Genomic DNA, 16,415 nt, shown 5'->3' with positions numbered 1-16,415 from the left:
GTACCCAGGTACAAGTGACGTCTCGTCGCTGGCTTGCATAAGCTGGGACTGCCGCATATTAAAAACCACATGGCATACAAGTAACTACATGGCCTATAAGAAACAACCTATTGCTCCCACGCCGATAGATAACAGCATGCAGATATTATGGGGCGACGGTGAGCGTATCTTCTGTCGGGAGCCACACCCGAATGCCTGCAGCGACTGCAATGTCCTGATTGCGCGGCCCGCCACCGAACAACCTTCCCCCTCCTGCCTTGACCGTCTCGCTCACGAGTTTGGCCTGAAAGACGAGCTGGATAGCGCGTGGGCGGTGCGACCGATAGCGATGGTACGCGAGGGTGGTCAGATGCAGATGGTGCTGGAGGATCCCGGCGGCGTGCCGCTTGTGCAGCTGCTCGGCGCGCCCATGGAAACGACTGTTTTTTTGCGTCTCGCTGTCAGCATCGCGATGGCTCTGGGAAGGCTCCACCAGCGAGGACTCGTCCATAAAGATATCAAGCCCAGCCATATCCTGGTGAACTGCACCGACGGACAGGCCAGGCTCACCGGATTCGGCCTCGCCTCGCGGCTGCCGCGCGAGCGACAGGCGCCCGAGACCCTCGCTGGCACGCTCGCCTACATGGCACCTGAGCAGACCGGGCGAATGAATCGCTCGATCGATTCACGCAGCGACCTCTATTCCTTCGGCGTCACGCTTTACCAGATGTTGACCGGCTCGCTGCCGTTTACGGCTTCCGAGCCAATGGAATGGGTGCACTGTCATATCGCAAAACAACCGCTGCCGCCCAGCTCGCGGGTCGAATCCGTCCCCGAGGCGCTCTCCCATATTGTCATGAAGCTGCTGGCCAAAACCGCTGAGGAGCGCTACCAGACGGCCGCTGGTGTTGAACTTGATCTGCAGCGGTGCCTGGCAGACTGGCAGCACTTGCACCAGATCAATACCTTCGCGCTAGACGAGCACGGCACCTCCGATCGGCTGCTGATTCCCGAGAAACTCTACGGGCGCGAGCCTGAGATCGACACGCTGGTCGCCGCGTTCGATCGGATCATTGAAAACAGCGCACCGGAACTCGTGTTGGTCACCGGCTATTCCGGTATTGGCAAGTCCTCGGTGGTCAATGAGTTGCACAAGGTGCTGGTACCGCCGCGAGGACTCTTCGCTTCCGGCAAGTTCGATCAATACAGGCGCGACATACCCTATTCGACGCTGGTGCAGGCATTTCAAAGCCTGGTGCGCACGCTGCTTGGCAAGAACGACACGGAACTGGCGAACTGGCGTGATGCGCTGCAGGAGGCGCTGGGCGCCAATGCGGGGCTCATGACTGACCTCATTCCCGAACTGAAGCTCATCATCGGCGAGCCGCCACCGGTTCCGGCACTTGGCCCCCAACAGGCGCAACGCCGTTTCCTTCTGGTGTTCCGGCGTTTTATCGGTGTATTTGCCCAGGCGGAACATCCGCTCGCACTGTTTCTCGACGATCTGCAGTGGCTCGACGCGGCAACGCTCGACCTGCTCGAAGATCTGCTGATCAGCTCGGATGTGCGCCATTTGATGCTGGTGGGCGCCTATCGCAGTAACGAGGTGGATGTCACACACCCGCTGACGAGCAAACTCCAGTCCATTCGAAACGCGGGGGGCAGGATCGTTGAGATCACGCTGGCGCCGCTCGCCAAGGTGCATATCGAGCAATTGATCGCCGAGGCGCTGCATGCCGAGCTTGCGCGCATCGAGCCCCTGGCACAGTTGGTGCTCGAAAAAACCGCCGGCAATCCGTTCTTCGTGATCCAGTTTCTGCAAGCACTCGCCGATGAGCAGTTGCTGACCTTCGAGCATGACGCCCGGCAGTGGTGCTGGGACCCGGATCGCATCCATGCCAAGGGTTACACCGACAACATCGTGGACCTGATGGTCGGCAAACTGACCCGCCTGCCGGCTGAGACGCAGCAGGCGTTGCAGCAGCTTGCCTGCCTGGGTAACGTTGCCGGAATCACGGCGCTTTCGACCGTTCTGGGTATCCCCAGGATGCGGATCCGCGCGGTACTGTGGGAGGCGATTCGCCAGGAACTGGTCGAGCGGCTGGACGGTGCCTATGGATTTGTTCACGACCGTATTCATGAAGCCGCCTATTCGCTGATCCCCAGGGATTCGCGCGCCGAAGCCCATCTGCGCATCGGGCGGTTGCTGGCAGCGCAGACGCCCCCGCAAAGGCGGGAGGAAACGATCTTTGAAATCGTGGGCCAGCTCAATCGCGGCGCCGCACTGCTCACCGACCAGGGCGAGCGGGAGCAACTGGCAGAGCTCAACCTGATTGCCGGCCAGCGCGCCAAGGCGTCGACTGCCTATGCTTCGGCGCTCAACTATCTCAGCACGGGTGCGCAGCTGTTGGACGACGACTGCTGGGCGCGTCGGCATGGGCTGATCTTCGCGCTGGAGTTGAACCGGGCCGAATGTGAGTTCCTGACCGGGCAGCTACCTGTCGCGGACAAGCGCCTTACGGCGCTGTCGAATCGCGCCACGACCACGATAGATCGCGCCAACGTCGCCTGTCTGCAAATGGATGTCTACCTGCTCCTGGATCGCAGCGATAGCGCGGTCGCTGTCTGTCTCGCCTACCTGCGGCATGTGGGCATAGAGTGGTCAGCCCACCCGAGCGATGATGACGTGCGCCTGGAATACGACCGGATCTGGTCGTTGATGGGGGATCGGTCAATCGAAGAACTCATCGATTTGCCGCTGATGCAGGACGCGGTGTCCCTCATGACAGTCAACGCTCTGTGCAAGCTATTCCCGCCTGCCGTGCAGACGGATGCGAACCTGACGTGCCTATCGATCTCCAAGGCGATCAGTCTCAGTCTCGAGTGGGGTAACTGCGACGCCTCATGTATGCATTACGCCAATGCATTCAGAGTCGCCGGACGGCGTTTCGGCGATTACCAGGCTGGATTCCGATTCGGCCAGCTCGGCTGCAAACTTGTTGAACGACGTGGCCTGAGGCGATTCGAACCCAGCACCTTTCTATGCTTCTCGAATTTTGCCGTGCGCTGGATGAGACCCGTTGGGCAATGCCGCGAACTGCTGCGCCGCTCGTTTGTCGCGGCTGACCGGATCGGCGACCTGCCATATGGCGCCTATGCAGGCAACAGCCTCACATCCAACTCACTTTTTGCGGGTGAGCCGCTGCCCGAAGCGCAAGGCGAAGCCGAACGTGGCCTGGCTTACGCCAGGAAGGTGCGCTTCGGACTGGTCATCGATTTCATCGACACGCAACTGGCGGTGATCCGGATGTTCCGAGGCTTGACGCCAAGCTTCGGTTGCTTTGACGACGGGCAATTCAACGAGCTTGACACCGAAACCCACCTGTCCAGCAACTCGGACCTGGCACTGGCCGAGTGTTGGTACTGGGTCCGCAAATTACAGGCCCGCTACATGGCCGATGACCCAGGGGCGGCCATGCAAGCCGCCGCAAAGGCACGGCAGTTGCTCTGGACTTCCCACTTGTTCTTCGAGGAAGCTGAATATTACTTCTATGACGCACTGGCCCGGGCGGCCTGGTGCGACGGTGTCCCGGTGGACGAGCATGCGCAGCACTTGAGCGCGATGGCGGCGGATCACCGGCAGCTCCAGACCTGGGCACAACAGTGCCCGGAGAATTTCGCCAGCAGGGCCGCGCTGGTCGGCGCCGAAATCGCCCGCGTCGAAGGGCGTGTGATGGATGCCGAGTTGCTTTATGAGCAAGCCATCCACACGGCCCAGGAGAGCAGCTTTGTCCATATCGAGGCGCTTGCCAACGAACTCGCGTCTCGCTTCTACGCAGCGCGCGGTCTTGGCAAGATCGCCCGTGTGTATTTGCAGGATGCCCGGTACGGCTACCTGCGTTGGGGCGCCGATGGCAAGGTGCGCCAGCTTGATAGGCGGTATCCGTTGCTGAGGACCGAAGAACACAGACTCGGCCCGACGACTACGATGGCAACACCGGTCGAACACCTCGATCTTGCCACCGTACTCAAGGTGTCCCAGGCCGTGTCGGGGGAAATCGTCCTGGAACAGCTCATCGATATCATCATGTGCACCGCTATCGAACAGGCCGGCGCCGAACGAGGCCTGTTGATCCTGTCGGACGGCAGTGAGCACCGGATAGCGGCGCACGTGACTATCGGCGGCAATGCGACGCAGTTGAGCTATGCGCCGGTGAGTGCGGCGCTGCTGCCGGAGTCAGTTCTCTATCATGTCCTGCGCACCCGGGAGAGCGTTTTTCTTGACGATGCTGTGGCCGAGGCTTCATTTTGCGCAGACCCTTATATCCGTCAGCATCGCGCCCGTTCAATTCTCTGCCTGCCGCTGATGAACCAGGCCAAGCTCGTTGGCGCGCTCTACCTTGAAAACAATCTGACCGCCCGTGTATTTGGCCCGGCCCGGATCGCCGTGTTGAAGCTGGTGGCCTCACAGGCTGCAATCTCGCTGGAAAATGCCCGTTTGTACCGCGAGGTGGCGGAACGCGAAGCGAAGATCCGGCGCCTCGTGGACGCCAACATCATTGGAATTGTCGTCTGGAATACCGACGGTGACATTATCGAGACCAATGATGCATTTATTCGCATGGTGGGATACGAACGGGAAGATCTGGCCTCGATCAACCTGCGCTGGAGAGATCTGACGCCGCCGGAGTTTCGCGAGCAAAGCGAGCACGCTATGGCGCACGCTGTGCAGACCGGACACGCCCAACCCTACGAGAAGGAGTATGTCAGGAAGGATGGTAGCCGCCTCCCGGTCATCGTCGGTTTGGCCATGTTCCAAGCCAGTAGCAAGGAAGGGGTCGCTTTCGTGCTGGATCTGACGGAGCGCAAGCAGGCGGAAGAAAAAATCCGCGAGAGCGAACGACGCTATCGTGAAGTGCAAACCGAGTTGGCCCACGCGAACCGCGTTGCGACCATGGGCCAGCTTGTGGCCTCGATCGTCCACGAAGTCAACCAGCCGATTGCCGCGGCCATCCTCAACGCCGATGCTGCGCTGCGCTGGATGAGCGCCCAGCCGCCGGAGCTCGACGAGGTACGGCAGGTTCTCGGCCGTCTCATCATGGAAACCAATCGAGCGGCGGATGTGCTGGGGCGAATCCGTGGCCATATCCGCAAGGCACCACCGCTAAAGGGGCCGCTGGACACCAACGCAGCGATCCGCGAGATGATCGAATTCACCCGTGGCCAGATCACCAAGAGTGGCGTCTCGATACAGACCCAACTTACGGACGGCTTGCCCTTCACCGAGGGAGACCGTGTGGAACTGCAACAGGTGCTGCTCAACCTGATCATGAATGCGCTGGAGGCAATGAGCACTGTCAGCGAAAGCGAACGTCAATTGCATATCAGCTCGGTATTGGATGATGTTGGCTGCGTACGCGTGAGTGTGAGCGATTCGGGGCCGGGTTTTGCCTCGGAAAGCGCAGACCGGATTTTCGCTGCTTTCTACACCACCAAGCCCACCGGCCTGGGGATGGGGTTGTCGATCTGTCACTCGATCATCGAGGCGCATGGCGGCCGTTTATGGGCAAGCGCCAACCAGCCCCGGGGGGCCACCGTTCAATTCACTCTTCCCGTCGCGTAAAGACACCTCGAACGCAACGCCCACTCGGCGTGAAACAGAAAGGGGGGCCGCTCCCACGGCTGTCCTGTAGCCATACCCTGCACAAATCTCAAGTACAAAAAAAACCCGACACCCGATGCACTGGCATCGGGTGTTGGGGTGATGCGGTAATACCACTGCAAAACTAGATATCGGCGCCAGAATCCGTGTATTTCGCGATCGATCTCGCTACGCCTGCACCATATTCAGGATCGGCCCTGGTGCAATTGACGATATGACGCTGTTGGACATCCTCGGATACCGAGCGAAGTGAACGCGCAGTGTTGTCGAATAACGCCTGTTTCTCCTGCGCAGTCATCTTGCGGAACAAATTGCCGGGTTGCTCGTAATGGTCATCGTCGAGGCGATGATCCCAATGATCGGCGGCACCGGACAACTCCAGCGGCGGCTCGCGCCAACCGGGTTGGTCCGCCCATTCGCCCTCGCTGTTGGGCACATAAGAAAGCGTGCCACCATGGTTGCCATCAACGCGCATGGCGCCATCACGATGGAAGCTGTGCACCGGGCACCGGGCGGTGTTGACCGGAATCTGGTGGTGGTTGACGCCCAGTCGATAGCGCGCCGCATCGCCGTAGGAAAACAAGCGTGCCTGCAACATCCGGTCCGGAGAAAAGCTGATGCCCGGCACGATGCTGGACGGGGTAAACGCTGCTTGCTCGACTTCAGCAAAAACGTTCTGCGGGTTGCGATTGAGTTCGATGCAACCGACTTCGATCAGCGGGTAGTCGCCATGGGGCCAGACCTTGGTCAAGTCAAACGGGTTGACCGGATGAGTCTTGGCCTGGGCTTCGGTCATGACCTGGATGTACAACGTCCAGCGTGGAAAATCCCCGGCCTCGATGCTGTCGAACAAATCGCGGTGATGGCTTTCCCGATCCTCGCCGATCAGGTGTCTGGCTTCTTCATCGCTCAGGTTCGCAATGCCTTGTTGCGTCTTGAAGGTGAACTTGACCCAGTGCCGCTCATTGTTGGCATTGATGAGGCTATAGGTGTGGCTGCCAAAGCCGTGCATGTGCCGATAACTGCGCGGGATCCCCCGTTCGCTCATGACGATGGTGACCTGGTGCAACGCTTCGGGCAGTGACGACCAGAAATCCCAGTTGCTTTGTGCGCTGCGCATTCCCGTGCGCGGATCGCGTTTCACCGCGTGATTCAGGTCGGGGAAGCGCAACGGGTCACGGAAGAAAAACACTGGAGTATTGTTGCCGACCAGGTCCCAATTGCCTTGTTCGGTGTAGAACTTGACGGCAAAGCCGCGAATATCCCTTTCGGCATCGGCTGCCCCGCGCTCCCCCGCCACCGTTGAAAAACGGGTGAACATCGGCGTTTGTTTGCCCACCGCGCTGAACAGGCTGGCTTTAGTATAGCGGGTGATGTCATGGGTCACGGTAAAGGTACCGAAAGCGCCGGCACCTTTGGCGTGCATGCGACGTTCCGGAATGACTTCGCGATCGAAGTGGGCGAGCTTTTCCAGCAGCCAGACATCTTGCAGCAAGGCGGGCCCACGGGGGCCGGCGGTCTGGATGTTGAAGTTGTCAACGACCGGAGCGCCGTTGACCGTTGTCAGTCTGTTTTTCGACATGGCTTGGGGCCTCGATAGTGTGGGCTTGTAAAAAAGCTGCGGGTGACGACGAGAGGCATCGAATCGATGTCATCTTCCAGAGACATCGTGACTCTCGCATTCATCCGCCTTCGGCAGATGAATCAGGCGTCGCCGCAGCTGAAGGAGGGAAGCAACAAGAATGGTGCGGCGCCGGATCAGCTGCGCAAGAAGGCCAGCAGATCCTGGTTGCACTGGTCTTTATGGGTTTCGGTCAGACCGTGGGGCGCGCCCGGGTACACTTTCAACAGCGCATGGGTCACCAGCTTTTTCGAAGCCCTGCCCGCCGCGTCGATCGGCACGATCTGGTCGTCATCGCCGTGGATGATCAGGGTCGGTTTGTCGAACTTCTTCAGGTCCTGGGTGAAGTCGGTTTCGGAAAACGCTTTCACCGAGTCGAAGGTGTTCTTGAAGCCGCCGGTCATCCCCTGCCGCCACCAGGAATCGATCATGCCCTGGGAAACCTTGGCGCCCGGACGGTTGAAGCCATAGAACGGACCGCTGGGGATGTCCTTGAAGACCTGCGAACGATCGGCCAGCATTGCGGTGCGAATGCCATCGAACACGTCGATGGGCAAACCGCCCGGGTTGGCAGGGGTCTTGACCATCAGGGGCGGCACGGCCGAGATCAGGCCGATTTTCGCGACGCGCGAGGTGCCGTGCCGACCGACGTAGCGCGCCACTTCCCCACCGCCGGTGGAAAAGCCGATAGCGGTCACGTTGTGCAGGTTCAAGGTGTTGATGACGGTAGCCAGGTCATCGGCGTAGTGGTCCATGTCATTGCCGTCCCAGGGCTGGCTCGAACGGCCGTGGCCGCGACGGTCATGGGCAATCACGCGAAAACCGTGGGAGGCCAGGAAATAGGCCTGGTAGTCCCAGCTGTCGGCATTCAACGGCCAGCCGTGGCTCAAGGTGACGACCGGACCATCCTTCGGTCCCCAGTCCTTGTAGTAAAGCTCGACGCCTTCTGCGGTAACGATGGTTCCCACGCTCTGTTTTCCCTTGGCGATGGAGGATGCGCTTTTAGCGGGTGTCTGCGCTGACGCGGAGGCCGGCAAGGCGGCTACGGCTGCCACGGCCAGGCCACCCAGCAACAGGTTTCGACGTACAGACTCATCAATTGAAAGTGAAGAATCGTCAGCCATGGGGATGCTCCTGATAGAACGAGGTTTATGTAGCGCGGTCCAGCCTATGGCGCCCAGATAGCGCCTGCCATGACATAAAGCCCTGAATTTCCGCCACTTCACGCTGGCACAGGTCACGGATAACTTCTCGTCTACCGCCTGTAACCCTTTCCTTGACAAGCCTGTGTGCAGCCCTTATTCCAGCACTTCGTTTGAAAAACAGGCATGGTACAAACTGCAATGACTGAACTGACACTGGCCCCTGCCCCCCTTCCCCTGGATCGATCCCGGCACATGGTCTTCGTCGCCTATCATCAAGTGGGCTTGCTTGATCTGACCGGTGCCCAGACGGTGTTCTGGGCCGCCTCCAGAGCCATGTCCGAGCGCGGATTGCCCGGCTACCAGTTGCATACCGCCAGCCTGGAAGGCGGCCTGGTCCAGACGGCCGAAGGCCTGTGCGTGGAAACCGAGCGCCTGGATCAGTTGACCGAGCTGCCCATCGACACCTTCATCGTCCCTGGCGCCCCTGATATATGCCAGAACCTGGACAATTATGCAGACCTGGTAAATTGGTTGCGCACCGCCTCGCGCCAGGCCAGACGGACTGCCTCGGTCTGCAGCGGTGCGTTTCTGCTGGCCAAGGCGCAATTGCTCGACGGCCTGCGTGCCGCCACGCACTGGGCAATGTGCGACACGCTCAAGCGACGCTTCCCGTCGATCGACGTCGATGCCGACGCCATTTTTGTCCAGCAGGGCGCAATCTGGACCTCGGCAGGTGTGAGCGCCGGTATCGACCTGGCGCTGGCGCTTGTGGAAGCCGACTGTGGTCGCGAGGTGGCCATGCAAGTGGCCAGGGATCTGGTGGTGTACCTCAAGCGCCCTGGCGGCCAGGCACAGTACAGCCAGTTGCTGCAATCGCAGTCCGAAGACAGCGTCGCATTCGAGCACCTGCACCTGTGGCTGGAACAGAACCTGGGCGACGAAAAACTCACCGTCGAGCGCCTGGCTGATCAGGCGCGCATGAGCCAGCGCAACTTCGCCCGGGTCTACAAGCTCAAGACTGGCCGCACGCCGGCCAAAGCCATAGAGCTGTTCCGTATGGAGGCCGCGCGACGGATGCTGGAGAATTCCCCGCGCAACATTGACCAGATCGCACGCCTGTGTGGCTTTGGCGACGAAGAAAGGATGCGCAGCACATTCCAGCGCAATCTTTCCATTTCCCCCCGGGACTATCGCAGCCGCTTCACACGGGCTGACTGACCTGCTCTCCCCTGCGGATAGGCCTTCACCTTCGCCGCTGGCCGAAACTCAGGGTTTTATGGCCTAGGGGGACAGTCAGCGCTGCTTCTACGATGGGCAACCTTTTGGTTACCTGTGTTGGGAAGCAAGCTCATGAAACAGCATATTCTGGTTATTGGCGCAGGATTCGGCGGCGTCTGGAGCGCCTTGAGCGCCGCCCGGCAGTTGGACATGCATGACCGTCACGATGTGCAGATCAGCGTACTGGCCCCCCAGGCCGAACTGCGGATTCGCCCGCGTTTTTATGAGGCCGACGTGCACACGATGTTCGCGCCATTGGATGAATTGTTCCAGTCGGTGGGTGTGCGCTTCATCAAGGGTTCGGCCAACAGCATCGATGAACAGGGAAAAACCGTCGGCTACAGCAGCGAGTTTGGCCACCAGGGCACATTGCGCTATGACCGGCTGGTGCTGGCAACCGGCAGCCAACTCATCCGCCCGGATTCAGGCGGCATACACGAGCACGCCTTCGATGTGGACCAGATCGAAGAAGCGGTCTACCTGGAGCAGCATCTCAAGACCCTCAAGAACCAACCCTATAGCACCGCACGCAATACAGTCGTCGTTGTCGGTGGCGGCTTCACCGGTATCGAAACCGCCACCGAGATGCCTGCGCGCCTGCGTGCCGCACTGGGCGACAACACGGATGTGCGGGTGATCGTCGTCGACAGGGCCCCTCAAATCGGGGCGGCCATGGGCGAAGGCATCCGCCCTGCTATCGTCGAGGCATCCGAGCATCTGGGCATCGAGTGGGTCCTGAACACCTCCGCTGCAGCGGTCGATGCCTACGGCGTGACCCTCGCCGATGGCAAGCGCATTGAGGCCAGGACCGTGATCTGGACCATTGGCTTTCGCGCCAGCCCCCTGACCGAACTACTGACCGGTGCACGCAACGCCCAGGGGCGGCTGCATGTCGACCACAACCTGAAGGTATTGGGCCAGGCGGATATCTTTGCCGCCGGTGACGTTGCCTATGCCGCCACCGATGATCTTGGCAACTTCTCGGCGATGTCCTGTCAGCACGCGATCGCCCTGGGTCGACATGCCGGCAACAATGCCGCCGCCGACCTCCTGGGCGTCGCCCCGACCACCTACCGTCAGCCCAAGTATGTGACGTGCCTTGACCTGGGGACCTGGGGTGCGGTGTTTACCGAAGGTTGGGACCGCCAGCTCAAGTTGGTCAAGGAGGAAGCCAAGTCGCTCAAGACCCAGATCAACACCCAGTGGATCTACCCGCCGGCCGCTGATCGCGTCACAGCCCTGGCAGCGGCCGATCCGTTGATTCCGGTGGCGTGAGACCCGCTCCTAGAATCCGCGTTACATATACGCCACTCTTCTAGACTTAATAGGCAGTCGTGGAAAGAACTGAACACGTCGCTTTGGTGCAGATGAATCAAAGGCAGCGTGGCAAGCTGCCTTATGCCCTGGAGAGATACGGCAAAGATCGTACCGGGCCCAACAAGATGCCCACACAGGGTACCTGGCCAACGGCCTGAGATTGCCACGATACCGTGATGTGGCGCGAGTGCCGCAGCCGACACTTTCGGACAACCGACAACCACCTGGTTTGCCCGTGACCGTGAGGAATGCTGTATGCCTGATGAGATGTTGCACCTGCCTATGGTCAACAGCCTGCTGGAGCGCCACAAGGGCTCCCCTGGCGCACTGTTGCCGATCCTTCATGAGATTCAGGAGGGCATCGGTTACATTCCCGATGCCGCCATCCCCGAGATTGCCCACGCCCTCAACCAGAGTCAGGCCGAGATTCGCGGGGTGATCAGCTTCTACCATGACTTCCGTACCGCGCCTCCGGCCCGGCATATCCTGCGTCTGTGCCGGGCCGAGTCCTGCCAGAGCCGCGGCGCCGAGCAACTGGCAGCGCAATTGCGCGAACGACTGCAACTGGACGACCACGGTAGCAGCGCCGACGGCAGCATCAGTCTGCGACCGGTGTATTGCCTCGGCGCCTGCGCCTGCTCGCCAGCCCTGGAGCTGGATGGCAAGCTGCATGCACGGCTCAGCGCCGAGCGCCTGGATGCCCTGCTCGATGCTTGCCAGGAGGACGCATGATGCCGCGCGTCTATCTGCCCTGTGATTCCGTCGCCCGTGCCGTGGGTGCCGATGAGGTGGCCTTGGCCCTTGCCACCCAGGCCCGGGAACGCAATCTACCGCTGGAGCTGCAACGCACCAGCTCTCGCGGCCTGTACTGGCTGGAACCGCTGCTGGAAATGGACAGCCCGCAAGGCCGTATCGGTTTCGGTCCGCTGACCGCTGCCGATGTTCCGTCCCTGCTCGATGCGCTGCAAGGCGATCCGTCCGCCCATCCCCTGGCCCTGGGCCCGGTGGAGCAGTTGCCGTATCTGAAGACGCAACAACGCCTGCTGTTCGCCCGCGCCGGCATTACCCGGCCGCTGTCCCTGGAGGATTACCGGACCCACGGCGGTTTCGAGGGCTTGACCCAGTCCATCGCCCTGGGCGGCGAGCAGACCGCGACTGCGGTATTCGATTCGGGTCTGCGTGGCCGTGGCGGCGCGGCCTTCCCGGCCGGGATCAAATGGCGCACGGTGCGTGGCACCCAGGCGGCGCAGAAATACATTGTGTGCAACGCCGACGAAGGCGACTCCGGCACCTTCGCCGATCGCATGTTGATGGAAGGCGACCCCTTCCTGCTGATCGAAGGCATGGCGATTGCCGGGCTCAGTGTCGGGGCCACCTACGGCTACATCTATGTGCGCTCGGAATATCCCCAGTCCGTGGCCACACTGCGCGAAGCGCTGGACATCGCCCGGTCCGCCGGATACCTGGGCGCCAATGTCGGCGGCAGCGGCCAGGCCTTCGATATGGAAGTACGCGTCGGTGCCGGTGCTTACATCTGCGGTGAGGAAACCGCGCTACTGGACTCGCTTGAGGGCAAGCGCGGAATCGTCCGCGCCAAGCCACCCATTCCCGCCCTGCAGGGCCTGTTCGGCCTGCCGACCCTGGTGCACAACGTGCTGACCCTGGCCTCGGTGCCACTGATTCTGGCCAAGGGCGCGCAGTTCTATCGCGATTACGGCATGGGCCGCTCCCTGGGCACCATGCCCTTCCAGCTGGCGGGCAATATTCGCCACGGCGGCCTGGTTGAACGGGCCTTTGGCCTGACCCTGCGGGAACTGGTGGAAGATTACGGCGGTGGCACCGCCAGTGGCCGGCCGCTGAAGGCCGCCCAGGTTGGCGGCCCCCTCGGCGCCTGGGTGCCGCCTTCGCAATTCGACACTCCACTGGATTACGAAGCCTTCGCCGCCATCGGTGCGATGCTCGGTCATGGTGGCGTAGTGGTGGCTGACGACAGCCTGGATATGGCCCGCATGGCGCGTTTTGCGATGCAGTTCTGCGCCGAGGAATCCTGTGGCAAATGCACCCCATGCCGCATCGGCTCGACTCGGGGCGTGGAGGTGATCGACCGCCTGCTGGCCGCACCTGACCAGAGCGCTCGTGATGAGCAGGTGATCATCCTCAAGGACCTGTGCGACACCCTGCAATACGGTTCGCTGTGCGCGTTGGGCGGCATGACCTCCTATCCGGTTGCCAGCGCCCTCAAGTACTTCCCTGCCGATTTCGGTCTGCAAGCCTCGGAGGCCGACCAATGATCACCCTCTTCGACCCGAACACAGACATTGACCTGGGCACCCCGGCCCGCCATAGCCAGGTGCAGGTCACCCTGAACATCGACGGCCGCAGCATCAGCGTGCCCGAAGGGACATCGGTGATGCGCGCCGCCGCGCTGCTGGGCACCACCATTCCCAAACTGTGCGCCACCGACAGCCTGGAAGCCTTCGGCTCCTGCCGCATGTGCCTGGTGGAGATCGACGGCATGCGCGGCTACCCGGCGTCCTGCACCACGCCAGTCACTGAAGGCATGAACGTGCACACCCAGACGCCGAAGCTCGCGAACCTGCGCCGAAACGTCATGGAGCTGTACATCTCCGATCACCCGCTGGACTGCCTGACCTGCTCGGCCAACGGCAATTGCGAGCTGCAAACCGTCGCCGGCCAGGTCGGCCTGCGCGAGGTGCGCTACGGCTATGAAGGCGACAACCATCTGGCCGATGTGAAGGACACTTCCAACCCCTACTTCGACTACGACCCGAGCAAGTGCATCGTCTGCAACCGCTGCGTGCGCGCCTGCGAAGAAACCCAGGGTACCTTTGCCCTGACCATTACCGGGCGCGGGTTCGAATCCCGGGTCGCGGCTGCCGGTGGCGAGAACTTCCTCGACTCCGAGTGCGTGTCCTGCGGCGCCTGCGTGCAAGCCTGCCCCACCGCGACCCTGATGGAAAAAAGCGTGGTCGAACTGGGCCAGCCCGAACGCAGCGTGATCACCACCTGTGCCTATTGCGGCGTGGGCTGCTCGTTCCGCGCCGAGATGAAAGGCGACCAACTGGTACGCATGGTTCCAGACAAGAACGGCCAGGCCAACCACGGCCACTCCTGCGTCAAGGGGCGCTTTGCCTGGGGCTACGCCACCCACCCGGATCGGATCACCAAACCGATGATCCGCAAGCACATCAACGACCCCTGGCAGGAAGTCAGCTGGGACGAAGCGGTAACCTACGCCGCCAGCGAATTCCGCCGGCTGCAGCAGAAATACGGCCGCGACTCCATTGGCGGCATCACTTCCAGCCGCTGCACCAACGAAGAAACCTACCTGGTGCAAAAACTGGTGCGCGCCGCCTTCGGCAACAACAACGTCGACACCTGTGCGCGGGTCTGCCACTCGCCCACCGGCTATGGCCTGAAGCAAACCCTTGGCGAGTCCGCCGGCACCCAGAGTTTCGACTCGGTGATGCAGGCCGACGTGATTCTGGTGATGGGCGCCAACCCCAGCGATGCCCACCCGGTGTTCGCCTCCCAGCTCAAGCGCCGCCTGCGTGAAGGCGCACGGCTGATCGTCATCGACCCACGCCGCATTGATCTGGTGGACTCGGTGCATGCCCGCGCCGAATACCACCTGGCGCTGCGCCCGGGCACCAACGTCGCCATGCTCAACGCCCTGGCCCACGTCATCGTCACCGAAGGCTTGCTCAACCAGGCCTTTATCGACGCCCGTTGCGAGGGCAGCGATTTCGCCCGCTGGCGCGAGTTCGTCAGCCGCGCGGAAAACTCGCCGGAAGTCCTGGGCGACATCTGCGGCGTCGCAGCCGCCGACATCCGTGCCGCCGCCCGCCTGTATGCCACCGGCGGCAATGCAGCGATCTACTATGGCCTGGGCGTCACCGAACACAGCCAGGGCAGCACCGCGGTCATGGGCATCGCCAACCTGGCCATGGCCACCGGCAACATCGGACGCGAAGGCGTGGGCGTGAACCCGCTGCGTGGGCAGAACAACGTTCAGGGCTCCTGCGACATGGGCTCCTTCCCCCACGAACTGCCCGGCTACCGGCACATCTCCAACGAAGTGGTACGGACCCAGTTCGAACAGGCCTGGAACGTCACCCTGCAACCCGATCCGGGCCTGCGCATTCCCAACATGTTCGAGGCAGCCCTCGGCGGCAGCTTCAAGGGCCTGTATTGCCAGGGCGAAGACATCGCCCAGAGCGACCCCAATACGCAGCACGTCACCGCGGCCCTGTCGGCCATGGAATGCATAGTGGTGCAGGACATTTTCCTCAACGAAACCGCCAAGTTCGCCCACGTATTCCTGCCGGGCTGCTCGTTTCTGGAAAAAGACGGCACCTTCACCAACGCCGAGCGGCGCATCTCCCGGGTGCGCAAGGTCATGGAACCTCTGGGCGGCAAGGCCGACTGGGAAGGCACAGTGGCCCTGGCCAACGCCCTGGGCTACCCGATGAATTACAAGCACCCGTCGGAAATCATGGATGAAATCGCCAGCCTGACGCCGACCTTTACCAATGTCAGCTACGCCTCGCTGGATCGCCACGGCAGCCTGCAATGGCCGTGCAACGCCGCGGCACCGGACGGCACGCCGACCATGCACATCGAGGAATTCGTGCGCGGCAAGGGGCGCTTCATGCTCACCGGCTACGTGCCCACCGAGGAAAAGGTCAACAGTCGCTATCCCCTGCTGCTGACCACCGGGCGCATCCTCAGCCAATACAACGTCGGCGCACAGACCCGGCGTACCGACAACGTCGTCTGGCACGAAGAAGACCGCCTGGAAATCCACCCGACCGACGCCGAGAGCCGTGGCATCAACGAAGGTGACTGGGTCGGCATCGGCAGCCGCGCCGGACAGACCGTATTGCGTGCGCGGGTCTCCGATCGGGTAGCCCCAGGCGTGGTGCACACCACCTTCCACTTCCCTGAATCGGGGGCCAATGTCATCACCACCGACAACTCCGACTGGGCTACCAACTGTCCGGAGTACAAGGTCACCGCCGTGGAAGTCAGCCGCGTCTACAACCCCTCCGAGTGGCAAAAACGCTACCAGGAATTCAGCGACGAACAACACCGCCTGCTCAACGAACGCCGCCAGGCACGTAGCGCCGGAGCAAAAGCGGAGGTACGCCGATGAGTACTGCCAACCTGATCAAAATGGTCAACCAGATCGCCCTGTACTTCGCCACCGAACCCGACCAGCAACTGGCCGTGGCCGGCGTGCGCAATCATCTACAGTTGTACTGGACGCCCGGCATGCGCAAGGAGTTGCTGGCCTGGCAGACGGCGCATCCAGAGGCTGAACTGCACCCACTGGCGCAGGCGGCGATCAGTGGGGCGGGCTGGGAGGCATAGGTTCAAACGCCCCGGCGAG

Annotated in this window: 9 protein-coding genes; 7 read left to right on the top strand and 2 right to left on the bottom strand. The window is 61.7% G+C overall.

What is annotated here, in order from left to right; genetic code table 11:
• The first annotated feature begins 136 nt into the window (after positions 1 to 136).
• Entirely contained in the window at positions 137 to 5,602 is a 5,466-nt protein-coding gene (locus tag F2S13_RS18445) for a trifunctional serine/threonine-protein kinase/ATP-binding protein/sensor histidine kinase (protein ID WP_166363555.1), read from the top strand.
• A 163-nt stretch (positions 5,603 to 5,765) separates the two neighbouring features.
• Here F2S13_RS18445 and F2S13_RS18440 read toward each other — a convergent pair whose 3' ends face one another.
• Both F2S13_RS18440 and F2S13_RS18435 read right to left on the bottom strand, forming a co-directional pair.
• Entirely contained in the window at positions 5,766 to 7,223 is a 1,458-nt protein-coding gene (locus tag F2S13_RS18440; RefSeq protein ID WP_166363367.1) for a catalase, read from the bottom strand.
• 176 nt (positions 7,224 to 7,399) lie between these two features.
• A complete protein-coding gene (locus F2S13_RS18435) occupies positions 7,400 to 8,386 on the bottom strand; it encodes an alpha/beta fold hydrolase (RefSeq protein ID WP_166363365.1) in 987 nt (328 codons plus the stop codon).
• Between the two features lie 219 nt (positions 8,387 to 8,605).
• Here F2S13_RS18435 and F2S13_RS18430 point away from each other — a divergent pair, with 219 nt between their 5' ends.
• The 6 genes from F2S13_RS18430 (at position 8,606) to F2S13_RS18405 (ending at position 16,396) form a co-directional block, all read left to right on the top strand.
• Complete coding sequence (locus tag F2S13_RS18430) at positions 8,606 to 9,625, top strand: GlxA family transcriptional regulator (RefSeq protein ID WP_166363363.1); 1,020 nt, start codon at positions 8,606 to 8,608, stop codon at positions 9,623 to 9,625.
• A 132-nt stretch (positions 9,626 to 9,757) separates the two neighbouring features.
• Positions 9,758 to 10,960, top strand: a complete 1,203-nt coding sequence (locus tag F2S13_RS18425; RefSeq protein ID WP_166363361.1) for an NAD(P)/FAD-dependent oxidoreductase — start codon at positions 9,758 to 9,760, stop codon at positions 10,958 to 10,960.
• Between the two features lie 297 nt (positions 10,961 to 11,257).
• On the top strand, positions 11,258 to 11,734 hold the full coding sequence (locus tag F2S13_RS18420) for a formate dehydrogenase subunit gamma (RefSeq protein WP_166363359.1): 477 nt from the start codon (positions 11,258 to 11,260) through the stop codon (positions 11,732 to 11,734).
• Positions 11,731 to 13,293: a formate dehydrogenase beta subunit gene (locus F2S13_RS18415; protein WP_178119026.1), complete on the top strand. Its 1,563-nt coding sequence runs from the start codon at positions 11,731 to 11,733 to the stop codon at positions 13,291 to 13,293. Before F2S13_RS18420 ends, F2S13_RS18415 begins: the two co-directional genes overlap by 4 nt.
• Positions 13,290 to 16,178: a formate dehydrogenase subunit alpha gene (gene fdhF, locus F2S13_RS18410; protein ID WP_166363357.1), complete on the top strand. Its 2,889-nt coding sequence runs from the start codon at positions 13,290 to 13,292 to the stop codon at positions 16,176 to 16,178. The genes F2S13_RS18415 and fdhF overlap by 4 nt, the downstream gene beginning before the upstream one ends.
• Positions 16,175 to 16,396 (top strand): formate dehydrogenase subunit delta, encoded by a 222-nt coding sequence (locus tag F2S13_RS18405; protein WP_166363355.1) that lies wholly within the window; start codon positions 16,175 to 16,177, stop codon positions 16,394 to 16,396. Before fdhF ends, F2S13_RS18405 begins: the two co-directional genes overlap by 4 nt.
• Positions 16,397 to 16,415 lie beyond the last annotated feature (19 nt).

This window comes from Pseudomonas akapageensis, assembly GCF_011355085.1.
Lineage (GTDB): Bacteria > Pseudomonadota > Gammaproteobacteria > Pseudomonadales > Pseudomonadaceae > Aquipseudomonas > Aquipseudomonas akapageensis.
The sequence above is the reverse complement of the archived record's forward strand: the minus strand, read 5'-3'. Positions and strand labels throughout refer to the sequence as shown.